Source organism: Rothia sp. (in: high G+C Gram-positive bacteria) (assembly GCF_015265375.1).
In the GTDB taxonomy this organism is placed as follows: Bacteria; Actinomycetota; Actinomycetes; order Actinomycetales; family Micrococcaceae; genus Rothia.
Genome location: NZ_JABZXW010000046.1, coordinates 1 through 17,454, shown reverse-complemented (window position 1 = coordinate 17,454; position 17,454 = coordinate 1). Strand labels below are relative to the sequence as shown.

Sequence of the window (17,454 nt, the reverse complement as noted above, 5' to 3'; positions counted from 1 at the left end):
TCCCACCCCGGAACCGAATCCGGAGCCCACTCCTGAACCTACTCCCGAGCCGACGAAGGATGTAACTCCCGAACCGACTCCGGAGCCGACCCAGGACCCCGCTCCGGAACCGAACCCGGAGCCGACCCAGGATCCCGTCCCGGTTCCCGAGCCGACGAAGGATGTAACTCCCGAACCGACCCAGGAGCCCTCTCAGGTTCCGGTCGTTCCGGCCCCGGTTCAGGATCCGACTAACGAGCCGACCAAGGACGCGGTCATCCCCGTGATTCCGGTAGCTCCCGTAGCTCCGGTAGAGGATAACAAGGGCAGCTCGGACTCCAAGTCGGTTACCCCGATTGAGACCGAACCTGTTGCTCCGATTCCTCCGGCGAACAACCCGGTGACCGTCCCTGGAAACCGTCAGGAAGTCTCTGGGGAAGATGTCATCATCTCCATTGAGCTTCCGCGACCGGGCAACTCCTCTGAATCCTCAAGTTCCTCTTCGGGATCTTCGAGCTCTTCACCGAGCAAGGCACCGAGCGACAGGCTTGATGGCGAGGATGACGATCCGTTGCGTTCTGGCGGCACCACCCTCGGACGAATCGCAGCTAATAACGGCTCGAATGACTCCATTCCGGGTGCGGCTGACTGGGTTGCTGGATACCTCTCGCGCAATAAGACCGACGAGGACCACTCCCACGAGGCAAGCCCCTCGAGCTCCTCAAGCTCGGTATCGGCTTCGAAGTCGCCTAGCTCCTCCTCCACCTCGGCTAGCGCCAGCCGCTCTGCAAAGAGCGTGGCAAAGGCTGATGGCGCGAACGCCGCCCAGGAGCAGGCTGTGAAGAATGCGGACGCGGACGATTCCGGACTTTCCGGCATTGCACCGCTGATCCTCTTCTCACTCATCGGTCTGGTGCTGATTGCTCTTGCAATCCGCTACTTCAGCCGCGGAGCATAAGGCGAACATAACGCGTAAGAATACGCGATAATAGAGGATGTGAATCCTCAGACTTTTAGCGAAACGCGGGACAACCCCATGCGAGAGACTCCTCTCTCGCAGCTGGGCGAGTCCCGCGTTCTGCGCGCTTTCATGCCGATTATCAACGCCCATAACGAGAAGGTTGCCGCTGCAGCACGCCAGGCGGGGCGCATCGAACCCCTCGAGGTGGGTCCCGGTGACGACTGTGCCGTCCTCGCCGAGCCCGCGCCCGGTCAGCGTACCGTGGTCACCACCGACACTCTCGTTGAAGACCAGGACTTCATGAACCTGTGGCCCGGCGGTATCGCACGGGCGGGTGAAGACGGTGAGCTCATTCTGGAACCCGCCTGCAGTAGCGGCTACGATGTGGGGCGCAAAGCCGCGACCCAGAACCTTGCCGACGTTGCCGCCATGGGTGCGCGCCCGGTGAGCCTCTTCATCTCCTTGAGCCTGCCCGGTAGCACGCCTTACGGCTGGATTGACGGCTTCGCCCACGGCATTGTGGACGGAATCAACGCCTGCGGAGCCACCGAATGCGTGATTGGCGGCGGCGATATTGGCGACTCCACCGAAATGTCGGTGACCGTCACCGCCCTCGGCTACACGGATCGCGCCGTGCTACGCTCCGGCGCGCGCCCCGGCGACACTATCGCCCTGGCGGGGCGTACCGCCTGGTCCGATGCCGGTCTGCGCCTGCTACTCAACCCGCTCTCCCTGCCCGCCACGGCACTGCTGCGTGCTATTGCCGCAGGCCAGGAAGTCGAAGCGGCGCTGGGGGCGGTAGGACAGGCGTGGGCTCAGAAACAGACTGAAAAGCAGGGCGAGGGATCGGCTGTTGCTCTCCCCGAGGGGCTCATCGAGCTTGCCCGCACCCTCACCCCCGAAGATGCCGCGCACATGATTGCGGTCTGCGAGCGCGCCGTCGCATCGCAGCACCACCCGGTCAGCCCCATCCCCGCTGGTGAAGTGGCGCGCAAGCATCGAGCAAGCTCCATGCTGGATCTTTCCGACGGGCTCGTGAAGGACGCCGGACGAGTTGCCGCCGCCTCCGGGGTGCAGATGCGCCTCGACCGTGCCGCCGTGGATGCGTTCGCCGAGCCGCTACTACCGTTGGCGCGCCTGCTGCTGGCGATTGGTGAGCGCAACGAGGCGGGGGAGAGCCCCGCATCCCTGGCGCGCACCTTCGTGCTGGTCGGCGGGGAAGACCACGGCCTGCTGGCGACCTTCCCCGGTGAGGTACCCGAAGAGTTCGTGCCCCTGGGCACCTGCGTTGCGGATGCCCCGGAGCGCGGTCTGAGCGCCGAACTCTACGGTGCCGAGCGCCGCCACAATGCGGTGACCGGCGCGGCGGTGGTCATGGACGGCCGCTCCCTGGACGGCATGGGCTGGGAACACTACGGGGCTTCCGCGTAGGAGCTCCGCCGAGTGTTGCCGAATGTTGCCGAGTGCCGCGAGGCGCGTGCGGTTTATACGTTTAGTCCGTGCTTTCATCCTCCGGGCTTTCAGCCCGCGGGATAGACGACGGGCAATACCGTACATTTAACCGAAATTACCTAGAATAGAAGTACGAAATAGGCTGGATCCCGCCCGTGCCGCGGGCACTGAGAACTCAGCCGAGCACTAACCGGGAAATCAATCGGGAACTAGCCGAGAACCACGCGAAACTGACGAAACTGATAGGGAGGGTAGCGTGAACGCAGAACAGAACCAGCGCACCGAAGAACGCGAGATTTACCGCCGCGCCTGCGTGCGCGCCTACCGCTTCGGCGTAGCGTGGTCCACCGCCGCCCGCACCACCATCGAACGCTACCGCGAGGCGCTCAACGAACTCAACGGGTTCCCCGTGCCCGATAAGGACACCGGCTCCAATATCGCCCACACCCTGCTGACCCTGACCGAAGAGTTTGAGCGGGGTATGGAACAGGTTCTGCCCAGAGAGGTTCTTCCCAGCGAGAATCTGCCCGGCGAGGTTCTCCCCGCCGGCGAAATTCCCGGCGGGGAGGGCGCGTGCGTGCCCGAGGCGGCGGGCGCCTCCGAAGAGGGAACCCTTGCCCACCTGTGGATTCAGCTGGGCGGAATCTACGAGCACGCGATTATGCGCGCATCCCGCGTGGCGCGCGGCAACTCCGGTACTCTGCTCTGCGCCTGGGCGCTGGAGGCGGTGCGTAGCTACTGGTTCCTGCCCGGAAACCTCGCTCGGGAGCTCGGCGACGCAGCCGATGAGCTGCCGCTCGTGCGCGCCCTGGAAGCAGACTACGAGCGTGTGCTGGCTGGCGGTTCCCTGCCGAAGCACCGCGAAGTGAAACTGGAGTACGCCCACGCGGAGGCGCGCGCGATGGCGTTCGCGGCTGAGCGTATTCGTGCCAGCGTGGGGGAGCAGATGGTGCCCTCCACGATGCTGTCGGTCATGGTGGAACTCGCCCGCCTGGATGCACACTATGATGCATCGCAGGACGCAGAAGCTACTGACGAGGTGCTGAAAGAGCGTCGACGTGCGCTGATGCGTGCCGCTCTGGAACGTACCGCACAGTTCCCGCCCTCACCCGAGCTTGCCGGTTTCGTGGATGCCGGCGCGCTCGGCTTCTACCTTGCCGTGGTGCACTCCAACCCGCGCTGGGAGGGGGCGACACTGAACGAGGCGCAGGTGGAGTCCATGCTGCGTGCCCCCTCTGCCGGTGTGACTTCTGTAGCCGGTTCTGCGGCACGAGTGGGTTCTGAACAGGCGGGCGCTGAACCTGCCGAGCACGCAGAACACGCGGAGCAGAGCGGCTGGGAGCTCATGGGTACGCTGACCTGCGAGCCCCTCGCCCTGGCGCAGCTGCGCCCCGAACTTGAAGCCATGGGCGACAGCCTGCTCATTACGCCCCTGGACATGGCGGCCGGACTCTGGGCGCTGCACGTGCACGTGCCCGACATCGACCCCGCCCGCGAGCTGATTATGGGCTACGGTCAGTGGTCGGATGAGCGTATTTCCTCCCTGGCGGATGGTCGTCACGCCGACCACTCGTGCGGTGCGGAGGGCGGAGCATGAGCCCCGCCCGACGTTCCGTAAACCCGCAGCAGGAAGCCCTGGACTTGGGTCTTCCTGAGCCTGCTCCGGTCAAAACTAAGCCGACAAATAAGCCCGCGAAAGCTGAGGCAGCGCAGAGTGAGCCCGTAGATTCTGAGTCCGTAGATTCAACGGTTGTGGAGCCTGCCCGTGCCGGTTCTGCGACCCGTGCTGATTCCGCGACCCGAGCTCGGCAACGGAAAAAGGATGCGCCGCTACTGAGCGATGAACAGCTCCGCACCACCGCCGAGCTGACCGTGCGCGATCTTGCCGCCTACGCCCGGGGCAAGGCGAGCCGCGCCGAGCTGAGCGAACGCGCGGCACAGCGCGCCAGCGCACCCTACCGTAAGGCGCTCAAGACGCTCAAACATTCGCTGGGTCCCGCCGCGCACACCATGACCGACGACGCTCTCTACGAGCTGGTCGATATTGCGTTGGCGGCACGGCAGGCTACTCAGCCGGAAGCACATCTGCCGGGGGAACCTGCCCGGAAAGCACCTGCCCAGAAAGAACTAGTTCAGAACGAACCGAGCCCGCAGGAGAATGAGACTCCCGTGCGGGCTACTTCGGCGCGCCTACAGAAGGTAACGAAGACAAGCGAAGGGGGCGAGCAGAAGAGCGCGCCTCATGCAGAAGCTGAAAAGCCCGCACCCAAAAAGACTGCACCTAAAAAGGTCGTAGCGAAGAAGGTAACTCCCGCAAAGAAAGCGCCCGCCCAGAAAGCTTCCGCGAAGAAGGCAACCGCTGAGAAAGTCGCGGCTGATAAACCCGCATCAGCCGCCGCGGAGGCTAAGAGTCGTGCCCTGGCGCGCTACGCCTCCGAAGATCGCATCGAAAATGCGCCGCTCAAAAAGTACCTGCCCGCGCCCAGCGCCAAGGCAATCGCTACGCACCTGGACCTGCACACCGTCGGGGAGATGCTCGAATACTTCCCGCGCAAATACCTGCCGCGCGGTGAGCTCAGCTCCTTCGCCGAACTAGTTGAGGGTCAGGACGTCACCATCATTGCCCGCGTGGTGCACGTGAGCACCCGAACCATGGCGGCGCGGCGCGGCAAAATCACGGAAGTGACCATCACCGACCGGCTCTCCGATGCCACCGGGCAGGACGCACCCGCAGGTTTTGGGGCTGCCGGTTTTGGCGCCGTTGGCCTCGGGGCTGGCGGTCCTGTGTCCGTGGTGCCAGGGCGCGCTAACCGCCCCGGCGTATCCGGTGCATCCAGAGTATCCGGCGTGCCCGCGCAGAGCTGGCAGGCAACCGGGATGCACAACCCGCGCATTAACACGCTCGCTAACTCCACGCAGAACCCAGTTGCCCAGATTCCCGTAGCTCAGAACCCCGCGGCCCAGAACCCGGCACAGGGCAGGGGAGCACAGCCCGCCTCCTACAGCGGCTACGCAGATAGCTACGGCCAAGATTCGTTCGCGCAGGACAGTTTTGCGCAGGATAGTTTCGCGCAGGGAGGCCTCTTTGGCGTGCCCGCGCCCAGCATGACGAACCCCGGTGCGCTTATTGGCTCGCAGATGAAGCTTTCCTTCTTCAACGCCTGGACCGCCGCCCGCGAAATCCACGAGGGCGAAACCATGATTTTCTCCGGCAGGGTCGGCATCTACCGCGGCGAATACACCCTCACCAACCCGCACTACGCCCTGCTTTCGAAGGATGCCTCCGGCGCGGACGTCACCGACGCCGCCACCGCCCCCGTGCCCGTCTACCGCGCCCCCGTGAAGCTGCCCACCGACCGCATCAGCGGCTACATGGCGCAACTACTCGAAAAGGTGCCGCTCAAAGAGCTTGAAGACCCGGTGCCGTACACGATTCGTCGCGCCCGCAAGGTACCGTCGCTGGAGTGGACGTACCGCGCCCTGCACACCCCCGACTCGGAGGACACCTGGCGTGCCGCGCAGGCGCAGATGCGTTACCGCGAGGCGTTCGTGTTGCAGAGTGCGCTCGCTCGCCTGCACTCGGTGCGTGCCGCGCACCTGACTCAGCCGCGCCCCGCCGTGGAGGGCGGCCTCGCCGATCAGTTGCTGGAAGTTCTGCCCTACGAGCTGACCGAGGGGCAGCAGAAGGTGGGCGCTGAGATTGCCGCCGACCTGTCGAGCGAATCGCCCATGAACCGCCTGCTGCAGGGCGACGTGGGTTCCGGTAAGACCGTGGTGGCTCTGCGCGCCATGCTGCAGGTTGCCGATGCGGGCGGCCAGTCCGCGATGCTCGCCCCGACCGAGGTGCTTGCCGAGCAGCATTTGCGTTCGGTGCTGGACATCCTGGGGGATATGGCGGCGCCCGAAGATACTGACGGCTCCGCCGAGGGAACTCCCGCGGGGAGCGGGGAAGACCCCGAGCGTGTGCGCGTGCGCCTGCTGACTGCCTCCATGGGCACCCGCGCTAAGCGCAAGGTACTGCAGGAGCTTGCCGATGGAACCGCTCAGATTGTGATTGGCACCCACGCCCTGCTCTCTGACGAGGTGAGCTTCCACGATTTGGGTCTGGTCGTCGTGGATGAGCAGCACCGCTTCGGCGTGGAGCAGCGCGACGGCCTGCGCGGCACCGACGGCGCCCTGCCGCACCGCCTGGTCATGACCGCAACACCCATTCCGCGTACCGTCGCCATGACCGTGTTCGGTGACCTGGACGTGTCCGTGCTGGATACCCTGCCAGCCGGTCGACAGAAAATCTCAACCCACGTGGTGCCCCTCGCCGAGAAGCCTGCCTGGGCGTCCCGCCTGTGGCGGCGCGCCCGAGAAGAAATTGACGCGGGCCACCAGGTGTATGTTGTTGTACCCAAAATCGGGGAGGATGGCGACAGCTTGGAGGAGGGCGCCGCGTTCTTTGGCGCATCCAGCCTGAACGGTGCTGGAACTGGCGCGGGCAACTCAGCCCAGGGCTATTTCGGTCAGGGCGGTAGCGCCAGTAGCGACGGCAAGGTTCAGCTGACCTCGGTCGCCTCAATGTACTCCTACCTGAGCGCTGAGGACGCCCTCGTCGGCGTGCGTATCGGCACCCTGCACGGCCGCATGGACCCGGCGGAGAAGACCGCCGTCATGACCGCTTTCGAGCGCGGAGAGATTGACCTGCTCATCAGCACCACCGTCATTGAGGTGGGCGTGAACGTCCCGAACGCCACGCTCATGATCATCATGGATGCCGACCGTTTCGGCATCTCGGGCCTGCACCAGCTGCGCGGTCGTGTGGGTCGCGGCGGCTACGCGGGCACCTGCCTGCTGGTTACCCGCCAGGAGGAGGGCGGCGTGTCCCGCGAGCGACTGGATGCGGTCGCCTCCACCACGGACGGCTTTGAGCTTTCCCGCATCGACCTGGCTCAGCGCCGCGAGGGTGATATTCTGGGTGCTGCACAATCGGGCTCGAAGAGCACCCTGCGGTTCTTGCGGGCGCTCGCCGATGCTGACATTATTGAGCGTGCCCGCGAGGATGCCCGCTCGGTGGTGGAGAAGGATCCGACGCTGGCTAAGCACCCGTCTTTGGCGCGTACGATTGACCGTGCCCTGGACGCTGACCGTGAGGCGTTCCTCGGCAGGGGATAAGCGCCCAACGGGGAGAACGCCCTGCCCGCTCCGCCCACCAATCTGCCTTGCCTACCACTCGCTGAAATCGTGACGTCAACACACCGCACTAGTCAAGAGGAGAGACCTATGAGCCGTATTATTTCCGGTGCTGCCGGAGGCGTTCGCCTTGCCTCGGTTCCGGGGGATAATACTCGCCCCACCACCGACCGGGTGAAGGAATCCCTCTTCTCCAAGCTGGAGAGCTACGACATTATTCGTGGCGCCCGCGTGCTGGACGCCTTTGGTGGCTCGGGTGCGCTGGGCTGCGAGGCACTCTCACGCGGTGCCGCCTCCGTGACTCTGCTGGATACGTACCCGAAGGCTGTTGCGGTGATTCGCAAGAACGTTGCCGCGGTGGAGAAGGCGATGGGCCGCACCGGTTCTTCTGGTGCTACCGGTTCTGCGGCGCGCGTGCAGCAGTCTCAGGCGCTGACCTACGTGAAGTCCGCCTCCGGGCCGTGGGATCTGGTGTTTGTTGACCCGCCCTACGCCATGCCGAACGAGCAGGTCAGCGAGCTGCTGGAGGCGCTCACCCCCAAGCTCACCGAGGGTGCCGTGGTCGTGGTGGAGCGTTCTTCGCGCGACCCCGAGCCGGTGTGGGGCGAGGGCCTGTATTGTTTTTCGACCCGTCAGCACGGCGAGACGGTTCTCTACTATGTGGAGCCTGACGAGGTGGAGGAGCAGGCGGGCGACGAGTCCGGCAACGAATCCGGCGAGGACGCTGAAGAGCTCGCCGCCTAAGCTCGCCGCCCGACCTTTCCGCCCTCAGCCTGCGCTCACCCGCATCCTAAATTCGCCCGCATCTACTCATTCCAACGTCTGATATTTATTCGTGAAGGGACCGCCATGATTGCCCTCTGCCCCGGATCTTTTGACCCCGTACACCACGGCCACCTTGAAATCATTGCCCGCGCCGCTCAGCTCTTTGATGAGGTGATTGTGGGCGTGGCGCACAATAGCTCCAAGAAGTACCGCTTCTCCCTGGAGGAGCGCGTGCAGCTGGTGCGTGAGTCTCTGCAGGAGCTCGGTATTGAGGGCGTGAGCGTGGAGCCGATTCCGCCGGGCGTGCTGCTTGCCGAGTACGCGGCGGAGCGTGGCGCGAAGGTGCTGGTGAAGGGTCTGCGTTCGGCGACGGACTACAGCTATGAGGCTCCGATGGCGAGCATGAACCGCCACCTGGCGCAGGTTGAGACGGTGTTCTTGGCGGGTGAGGACCGCTACGGTGCGGTGTCGTCCACGATTATTCGTGAGGTGGCGTCGCTGGGTGGTGACGTGACTCCCTTCGTGCCGGAGGCGGTCGCCCGCGCCCTGAAAAACGTCTAGTCACCCCGGCTTCGCACCTACCCGACACGCCCACCGGCAGGGCCCCCGCACCACCGACCGGGCACTTAACCGCCTCTGCAGCCTCCCGACCGGCTGTTAAGTGCTGTGCGGCGCCTCCTTAAGGGGATATTTAAGAGGTGAGCGCCACTTAAAGAGATTTAAAAGGCGCTTAATCTTGATTAACGGTGCGAATGACCCCTAAAATGGGACTTTGGTTTATACATTTCGTAAGGAGAAACGCCATTTCACGTGCAGACGCATCGCCGCTGGTGGTATCGGTCACTAACCTGATTCACCGCCCCGGCACCATGGAAACTCTCACTGAGGTTCTGCCCGCACCGGCAGACCTGGGTAACACGCTTATCGGCGTGGAAGAGGGTTCGGATATTGACCTCGATATTCGTATGGAGTCTGTTGTTGATGGTATCCTAGTTACCGGCTCCGTCGTTGTGGATGTACACGGCGAGTGTAGCCTCTGCTTGGATCCGATTGATTACGAGATGTCGGCCAATATTCAAGAGCTTTTCGTCTTTGAGAAGGCTCCGACTGGCGGCCCCGAAGATGAAGTAGATGAGCAGTACGCCGTTGAGGATGATTCCATCGACCTTGAACCGGCTCTGCGGGACGCAGTAATCCTTCAACTGCCGTTCCAGCCTGTTTGTAGGGACACCTGCCAGGGTCTGTGCGCCGATTGCGGTGCGCGCCTGGAGGATGACCCCGGGCATCATCACGAGGTGTTGGATCCGCGCTGGTCGGCCCTGCAGGGCCTGCTCGGCGCAGATACCGAAAACTAAATTGTTGTTACTAGAGATTGTGAGATAGCTGTGGCTGTTCCCAAGCGCAAGATGTCCCGCGCTAACACCCGCGCACGCCGTTCCCAGTGGAAGGCATCCGTGCCCCAGCTGGTTAAGACCGTTGAGAACGGTCGCGTGACCTACAGCCTGCCCCACCAGGCAAAGGTTGTAACCGACGCTGCAGGCAACGCCCTGTTCCTGGAGTACAAGGGCCGTAAGGTTGCAGACGCCTAAGAAGCGGTGAATCCTTATGACTGAATTTCCTAGTGTTGATACTAGGGAGTTGCGTAAACGTCTCGGGGTCGATATCGACGCCGAGACGTTTTTGCTATCCCTAACCCACCGCTCCTACGCCTTCGAGAACCCCGGGGTGGAGCATAACGAGCGCCTGGAGTTCCTGGGCGATTCGGTGCTGTCCCTGGCGATCGCTGAAGAAGTGTACCGACGCTACCCCGAGCTGCCCGAGGGTGAGCTCGTGAAGTTGCACCACGTGGTGGTGTCTACGGTGGCGTTGGCGAAGGTGGCACGCGACCTGGACCTGGGCAAGTACATCCTACTCGGTAAGGGCGAAATCCACACCGGCGGTGCTGATAAGGACTCGATCCTTGCCGACACCATGGAGGCGATTTTCGGCCTGACCTACCTGGAGTGCGGTCGCGAGGCGGCTCGTGACCTGGTGCTGCGCCTGATTGCGCCGCTGCTCGATGATGAGAAGGTCCTGAACTCTGGACGCGACTGGAAGACCGAGCTGCTGAACCTCGCCACCGCCCGCGGTTGGGGAGACGTGCGCTACGAGGTCACCGGCGAGGGCCCCGATCACGCGCGCGTGTACACTGCGGTCGCTATTGTGGCGAACCAGCAGACCGGCACCGGTGTGGGTCCGAGCAAGAAGGAGGCGGAGCGCCTTGCCGCTGAGCAGGCGTACCGCGTTCTGGTCTAGGTCCGCCGCGTCACCCACAAATCGTTGAAGGGAGAGAGCCCGTGCCCGAACTGCCCGAGGTGGAAACCGTTCGTGCGGGTATTGCCGACCATTCGCTGGGCCGCCCCGTGCGGGCGGTGCGCGTGGTCGATGCCCGTTCACTGCGCAGGCACCTGCCCGGCCCCGTCGACTTCGAGGCGGCACTCACCGGCAGGGCGTTGCGCGGTGCCTACCGCCGCGGCAAGTACCTGTGGCTGACCCTGAGCGAGCCGGACGGCACGCTTGCCGATGAGGCGCTCGTGGTGCATCTGGGCATGAGCGGTCAGCTGCTCGTGCGCGATGAGCCGCGTGAAGCTTCGGAGAGCGATTCTGCCAGCGAGGCGGAGGCTCGCGCGGCCTTTGACGAGCAGCCGCGGCACCTGCGCGTGGCGCTGGAACTAGGACCGGCGGGAGCTTCCGGCACCGCTGGAGCTGCCGGTGACACGGGAACTACCGGCGGCGAGGCGAGCGCTGGGCAGCGGTTGCTCTTCGTAGACCAGCGCATCTTCGGCGGCATGTTCCTCAGCCCGCTCGTGCCGGACGTACCCGCGGCGGTTGCAAGGAATGAAGTAGCGCCGGGTGAAGTACCCGAGCGTTTTCTAGTACCGGAAGCGGTCAAACACATTGCCCGCGACCCGCTGGACGAATTCTTCGACCCCGCGGCGGTGCGCCGCAAGTTTCTGCGCACCTCCAGCGGCATTAAGAAGGTGTTGCTGGATCAATCGGTAATCTCCGGCGTGGGTAATATTTACGCTGACGAGGCGCTATGGCGTGCGCGGCTGCACTACGCGAAGCCCGCACGCACCCTGAGCGCCGCGCAGACCCGCGACCTGCTGGAGGCGGTCACGGACGTGCTGCGCGAGTCCCTGGCGGCTGGCGGCACGAGCTTCGACGCCCTGTACGTGAACGTGCTGGGCGAATCGGGCTACTTTGAGCGCTCGCTGAACGCTTACGGGCGTGCCGGGGAGCCCTGCCACCGGTGCGCGGAGGCGGGTCGCACCTCCCTGATCGTGCGCGAACCGTTCCAGAACCGCTCCTCCTACCGCTGCCCGCACTGCCAGCGGGCGCCGCGTACTCGGTAGATAAAAGCGCACGCTAGATAAAGGCTCCATAAAGCATCACGCTAGATACGCAAATGACGGCGTAGCTACGTTCCTCTCGTACGGGGGATGTAGCTACGCCGTCATTTGTTTAAAACTGGGTTGGGAAAGGGCTGGGGAGCCAACCCGAAAAGAAGCAGCTAGCGGCTGTACCTATCGCTTGTACCTGTCCCCGTAGAACAGGCCCAGGCGCTCGTAGCCTTCCTCAATCGACACGGAGGGCTCCCACTGCAACAGCTCGCGGGTGCGGCGCTGATCGAACCAGTGCGCGGTCGACAGCTGCTCGGCAAGGAACTCCGTCATGGGTGGCTCGTCACCGGCGGTGACGTTCTTCGGCAGACGTTCCCACACGCGCTCAATGACCTTACCCGCCAGAGCCGCAACCTTCGCCGGAACCGAGAAACGCGGGGCGGGAACGCCGACCGCCTCGCAGAAACCGCCGAGCAGCTCGGCGATAGTGCGCGGCTGACCGTTCGTCACCACCAGCGCCCGACCCGCAAAAGCGTCGAGGCGCTGATATCCGCGCACCACGGCGTCGGCGGCGTTATCAATGTAGAGCGTGTCAATCAGGCCCGTACCGCCAGAAAGCAGCGGCAGACGACCCGCAGCGGAACGCTCCAGAATACGCTCGACCAGCTGGGTATCGCCAGGACCCCACATCAGGTGAGGGCGCAACGCACCCACACGCAAAACCCCGCCGCCGGGCAGGGGAGTGCCGTTCGCCTCCAGGGCAAGGAGCTCAGCGGCGGCCTTTGAACGCGCATAGTTACCGCGCGCATGCTCCGGGGACGCCACGCCGGCACCGTCACCCACAATCGCCGCGCCGGCATGAGCCACCGACGGCGAGGAGATGTACAGGAACGAACCCACCGAATGGTTCAGCGCCGCCTGCAGCAGGGTGCGGGTGCCCTCAATGTTGATGCGCTCATAATCAGCCCACTCGCCGCTGACCGAAACCTTCGCCGCGGCATGCACCACGCCGTTCACGCCGGTCATTGCCAAATCAACAGCCTGCGCGTTCGTAATATCGCCGCGCACCTGCTCAAAACGCGGGCGCACCGAATCCGGCAGAAGCGCCGCAATACCCGAATCACCACGCTGAAAAACGCGCACATCATAGCCCGCACGCAGCAACGCCAGCACACTCTCACGACCCAGCAGACCGCTCGCACCGGTAAAGAGGATGCGCTCGCCAATACGCGGCGCAAAATCGGGCTCCTCAATCGGGCGCAGCGAACGCGGGGCGGGGTCGGTGTAGCGCGCCGCCAGCGGCTGTGCAGGCTTGCGGAACCGAGCCGTCGGGGAGGTCACCGCATGCGCAGTCGACAGGCGGGGTGCAGACAGGTTAGATGCGGACTCGTGGGAAGAGGACTCACGCGAAGAATGAGGGGACATCATACTCCTTAGACTTAGAGGCCGGGCAGGCGCTTACGCCCCCGCAAGGACCTTCGACGCCCACTCACCCAGGGCGGGGCGGTCAATCTTCGAATTGTGGCGAATATCGGTCGGATGCTCGTGCACCACCAGCACCGCAGCAAGCTCCACGCCGGTATCCTCGGCAACCTTCTGACGCACCAGTTGCGACAGCTCGAAGGGAGCCACACCCTCCGCAACGGGGAAGCGGCCGGGCACGCGGTCGAGCAGGGCACGCTTGAGCGCGGATGCGGACTGGCGCGCCTCCAGGGCGGCGGTGTTCGCGGAAGCCTCGATGACCAGCACCGGGGCGGCGGTACCGGCAGGGCCCACAGCGACCAGGGCGGCGCGGCGCACCTCGGGCAGCGACTCGGCGGACTGCTCGGCGGCTACCGGGGTCAGCACGCCCTGGGAGGTCAGCAGCACGTGGGCGAGGCGACCCTCAACCCACAGGCGACCCGAAGCGTCCAGGTGACCGACGTCACCGGTGTGATGCCAGCCCGGGGTGCTAATGGACTGCTCCTCGGTGACCCACAGGGTGTCGTAACGGTCCTTCACGTGCGGCGCCGACACCAGAATCTCACCGGTTACACCCGGCTCATGGGTCAGCTCATCCGCCACCGAACCATCCTGCAGCAACGGCGCAATAGCCACCGCCGCACCGTACACCGCGAAACCAACGCACACGCCGTCGCGGGCGAACGGGTCGAGCACCTCACCGGCGACGTTCGGGGTGCCCTCAGCGATCGCCTGGCGAATCATCTCGAAGGAAACGTCAGTCACCGGCAGACCCTCGGTCATGCCGTAGGGGGTGTGCAGGGAGGCGTTCGGCACCAGGGCCGACAGCTCCTCCAGCAGGGGCACGGGAATCGGGGCGCCCGCGCTGAGCACCGTCTGAACCTTCGCCAGGGCCGCGCGTTGCTCGCCGCTCAGCTCGCCGGCGGTCGCCACCACGTTCACCAGGGCGGCGGGGGAGGCGAACACGACCGAAGCATCGATGGCCGCCGCGGCCGAGGCCAGGGCAGAGGCCGTCAGGGTCTTCGGGCGGGTCACATCCATCGTCGGGGTCACGCTGGTAGCACCCAGCGCCGGACCCAACAGTGCAAAGGGCGCAAAACCGGCAACCAGGCCGCTACCGGGCGCAAAACCGTACGTATTCGCAATGGCATCGCGCATACCCGCCAGCTGACGCTGCGTGTACACCACGCCCTTAGCCGGGCCGGTCGAACCGGAAGTGTACAGCACCGCCGCATCAGCATCCGGCACGGGGGAGGGGAACTCAACCACGGTCGGGGTGGGCACCGGCGCACCCGGAATGCCATCGGCGGCGGGTGCGGTAAACACCGAACCGGCAACGCCCAACAGCTTCTCCTGCACCGAACCCAGCGGCTCCACAGAAATACGCACACCCGGCCACAGCAGGGTACGGGCGGCACTGAGAGCGGCGGGAATACCCACCAGGAAGCTCGGGTTAGCGCCCTTCAGCGCGCGAGTCAGACCCGGCAAGCCCAGGCCGGTATCAGCCACCACAATGACCGCACCCAGCTTCATGCAGGCGTAAATCAGGGTGGTCAGGCGGGCACCCGGAGGCACCATCAGGTTCACGCGGTCACCCGGACGCACACCCAGGGCATGCAAGCGGGTCGCGGCGGCGTTGACCTGCTGGTTCAGCTCAGCCCAGGTCAGGGTCATGCTCACGGTGGTGCCGTCACCCTTGGGGTCCATGTCCACCACGGCTACGGAGGTATCATCGGCGCGTTCGGTGAGGGCGGCGAGCATGGGGCGGAACGCCGCGGGAACGGTACCCTCAGCGCCCTCAGCAGCGGCACTCTCGCCTGCAACCAGACCGTGGCGGCGCGCGCGGGCGGCACGGTGCTCCGCCTCCGCATTACGCGCCGGAACCAGCACACCGTCCTCCAGCGTGCCGAAGGTCTGCGCAAGCCACGAAATCATGGGGGTGGCAATATCGTAATCCTCAATGACCAGGTGCGACGCCTTCTCGTAGCGGTGCACCTTCGCCTGCGGCATGCGCTCCATCAGGTCGAACAGGTAGCGGCGCTGGAACACCGGGTCCTTCGTGCCCCACTGGAAGAACGCGGGCACGTCCAGGTCACGGATCTGCTCGGCAATACGCTGCATCGGCGTATAGGAAGGAATATCGGTGCCGGTCGGAATATCGCCCACAAAATTACGCACACCCTCACGCCATGCCGAATGAGCGTACGGCGCGCGGTAGGTGCGGTAAATCGCCTCGTTCAGAGGGCTCGGGTACAGGCGCTTAGGCTGCTGACCCACCGGCTGCGGCAGGGCACCATCAAGCGCCCCGGCACCGGCAGAACCCGGCGCGGGCAGGCGGCCCTCGTTCTGAGCCAAACCCAAGGTCACATCAATAAACGCGGTCGAATCGTGAGTACCCCACTCGTGCACACCCAACGCCAGGCGCAGGGCGGCAGGGATATTCTCAATGCCGTCATGGTAGACCGCGGTGTTCGTCAGCATCACGCCCGAAAGAATCTCACGATGTTCCAGCGCCCAACCAAAGGACACCAGCCCACCCCAGTCATGGGCGAGGGTCACGACCGGCTTATCGGTCTCATCCAGACCGAGTGCCTTCGTGAAATCACCCAGGTCAGCGATACGGTCGGTCAGGGAGCGGCGCTCACCCTCCAAATCCAGGTGGGTGCGCTCCGAATAACCCATATCAATCTGATCAACCGCAACCACACGCCACGGGGCGCGCTCATTCACGCCCGCATCCAGCACGGTACGCCACAGGTACGACCAGGTCGGGTTACCGTGCACGCACAGGATCGTGCCAATCGGCTCCAAACCCTGCTCGACCAGCACCGGAAGGTTATCCAGGTAGTGCCAGCGGCGCGCGCCAGCCTGCTGCGCCCGCTGCTCAATGGGGGCGGAGGTGGGCACCTCCAGAAGGTGGGAGTAGCGCGGGTTCACGCCCGCCCATTCCTCCGGGTTATACGGGGGCTGAGCCTTAGGGAAGTTCAAATGGCGCATGCTGGGAATCCTTCCGGATCGAATCGGTGAATGTCTACCGCAAAAGCTAACGGGTTACCGGCTAAAGGTTGCTGGCTAACGGGTTACCACTGAATCTCAAGCAGGGCAGTGTTCAGACCAGAACCCACCCCCATGCACAGAATACGGTCGCCCTCCTTGTAGGTCGGCGCGCACTCGGCGAGAGTCATCGGCAGAGCCGCCGCAGCCACATTGCCCCACTTCGGGAAGGTCATAGGGATACGCTCGCGCTCAATACCGACCGCCTCAATAATGGCGTTCGTGTGGGCATTAGAAATCTGGTGGGTCACGTAGGAGGTCATGTCGTTCCACTCCCAACCGTCCTGATGCGCCTGCTCCCAGGCCTGCGCCACCAGCTCCAGGCCGTGCTTGAGCAGACCCTCGGCGTCAGTGTTCATGCCCTGATCCGCCTCGCCACCAATGCACAGGTTACGGTGCTCAGTGCCCGCGCGGGACACCGAACCGACGATGCGGTGGCCCTCCGGGTGGCGGTCAGCGCGACCAATCACGGCCGCCGCCGCACCCGAACCGAGAGTCAGGGTCGCGAACTGAGCCAGTACATCCTCGCGGGTCGAATCGGGGTTGTTCAGGATGCGCACCGCGGTACGGTGCCACGGGGAGGGGTCCTCACCGGCGACGATGAGGGCGTAGTCGATAGCGCCCGCATCAATCATGGTGGAGGCGACGGTCATCGCGTTCACGAAGCCCAGGCAGGCGTTCGTAATATCGAAGTTCAGGGCGTGACGCGGCAGGTCCAGGCGGTCGTGCACACCAACAGACACGGCGGGCTCAAAGTTATCGCGCGTCACCGAGGCGTTAATCAGCAGGCCAATCTGGGAGCGGTCAATACCCGCCTGCTCGATAGCCTTCTCAGCTGCGGCAACCACGCCGTCCTCGAAGGTCTGGCCCTCAGCCCAACCGCGGCGAGTGCTAATACCGGCAAGACGCTCCAGCAAGCCCTTCGGCATGCGCAGACGCTTATAGGTTTGGGCCAGCTGCTCATCGAAGTAGTCGCTCGTGACGACCTCCGGAGGCAGCTCGTGGGTGATGGACAGCAGAGCTGCATTAGCGTGGCGAATGTCAGAGTTCGTGCCGACCTTATCGGCGGGTGCATTCAACAATGGTGTGGCCCTTGAAAATAGAAGTCAGTGGGATACATAGAAAAACCGCGGGGATGCGAATAGCGGCCCCGCAGAATTCGTGATGCTCATTCCAATCTACCGCACCGGTCGGATGAATCCGTATCCATAGACCCAATAT

12 protein-coding genes and 1 pseudogene are annotated in these 17,454 nt (G+C 64.4%); 10 read left to right on the top strand and 3 right to left on the bottom strand.

What is annotated here, in order from left to right:
• The 10 genes and pseudogenes from HXO69_RS06735 to mutM form a co-directional block, all read left to right on the top strand.
• Positions 1-937 (top strand): annotated as a pseudogene (locus HXO69_RS06735) (hypothetical protein); the annotation flags it as partial.
• 78 nt (positions 938-1,015) lie between these two features.
• Positions 1,016-2,371, top strand: coding sequence for a thiamine-monophosphate kinase (locus HXO69_RS06730; protein ID WP_296546101.1), 1,356 nt, complete (start codon positions 1,016-1,018; stop codon positions 2,369-2,371).
• A gap of 277 nt (positions 2,372-2,648) precedes the next feature.
• The gene (locus HXO69_RS06725; RefSeq protein WP_296546099.1) at positions 2,649-3,989 is read left to right on the top strand and encodes a Dak phosphatase; all 1,341 of its coding nucleotides are present in this window, start codon (positions 2,649-2,651) and stop codon (positions 3,987-3,989) included.
• Positions 3,986-7,552 carry a helicase-related protein gene (locus HXO69_RS06720; RefSeq protein WP_296546097.1) on the top strand — a complete coding sequence of 1,189 codons (3,567 nt, stop codon included), beginning with the start codon at positions 3,986-3,988 and terminating at the stop codon, positions 7,550-7,552. Before HXO69_RS06725 ends, HXO69_RS06720 begins: the two co-directional genes overlap by 4 nt.
• A 108-nt stretch (positions 7,553-7,660) precedes the next feature.
• A complete protein-coding gene (rsmD, locus tag HXO69_RS06715; RefSeq protein WP_296546096.1) occupies positions 7,661-8,314 on the top strand; it encodes a 16S rRNA (guanine(966)-N(2))-methyltransferase RsmD in 654 nt (217 codons plus the stop codon).
• A 105-nt stretch (positions 8,315-8,419) separates the two neighbouring features.
• A complete protein-coding gene (gene coaD / locus HXO69_RS06710) occupies positions 8,420-8,896 on the top strand; it encodes a pantetheine-phosphate adenylyltransferase (RefSeq protein ID WP_296546094.1) in 477 nt (158 codons plus the stop codon).
• A 185-nt stretch (positions 8,897-9,081) separates the two neighbouring features.
• Positions 9,082-9,690: a DUF177 domain-containing protein gene (locus HXO69_RS06705; protein WP_365668594.1), complete on the top strand. Its 609-nt coding sequence runs from the start codon at positions 9,082-9,084 to the stop codon at positions 9,688-9,690.
• A 30-nt stretch (positions 9,691-9,720) separates the two neighbouring features.
• Positions 9,721-9,924, top strand: a complete 204-nt coding sequence (gene rpmF / locus HXO69_RS06700) for a 50S ribosomal protein L32 (protein ID WP_005505656.1) — start codon at positions 9,721-9,723, stop codon at positions 9,922-9,924.
• 16 nt (positions 9,925-9,940) lie between these two features.
• Complete coding sequence (gene rnc, locus HXO69_RS06695) at positions 9,941-10,630, top strand: ribonuclease III (RefSeq protein ID WP_294628331.1); 690 nt, start codon at positions 9,941-9,943, stop codon at positions 10,628-10,630.
• Between the two features lie 41 nt (positions 10,631-10,671).
• Positions 10,672-11,730, top strand: coding sequence for a bifunctional DNA-formamidopyrimidine glycosylase/DNA-(apurinic or apyrimidinic site) lyase (mutM, locus tag HXO69_RS06690; protein WP_296546090.1), 1,059 nt, complete (start codon positions 10,672-10,674; stop codon positions 11,728-11,730).
• A gap of 171 nt (positions 11,731-11,901) precedes the next feature.
• On the opposite strand, the gene HXO69_RS06685 is transcribed toward mutM, so the two are convergent.
• The 3 genes from HXO69_RS06685 to HXO69_RS06675 all read right to left on the bottom strand — a co-directional run bounded on the left by HXO69_RS06685 (position 11,902) and on the right by HXO69_RS06675 (position 17,315).
• Positions 11,902-13,143, bottom strand: a complete 1,242-nt coding sequence (locus HXO69_RS06685; protein WP_296546102.1) for an NAD(P)-dependent oxidoreductase — start codon at positions 13,141-13,143, stop codon at positions 11,902-11,904.
• A 33-nt stretch (positions 13,144-13,176) separates the two neighbouring features.
• On the bottom strand, positions 13,177-16,176 hold the full coding sequence (locus HXO69_RS06680; RefSeq protein WP_296546088.1) for an alpha/beta fold hydrolase: 3,000 nt from the start codon (positions 16,174-16,176) through the stop codon (positions 13,177-13,179).
• A gap of 83 nt (positions 16,177-16,259) precedes the next feature.
• The gene (locus HXO69_RS06675) at positions 16,260-17,315 is read right to left on the bottom strand and encodes a 3-oxoacyl-ACP synthase III (protein ID WP_296546086.1); all 1,056 of its coding nucleotides are present in this window, start codon (positions 17,313-17,315) and stop codon (positions 16,260-16,262) included.
• Positions 17,316-17,454 lie beyond the last annotated feature (139 nt).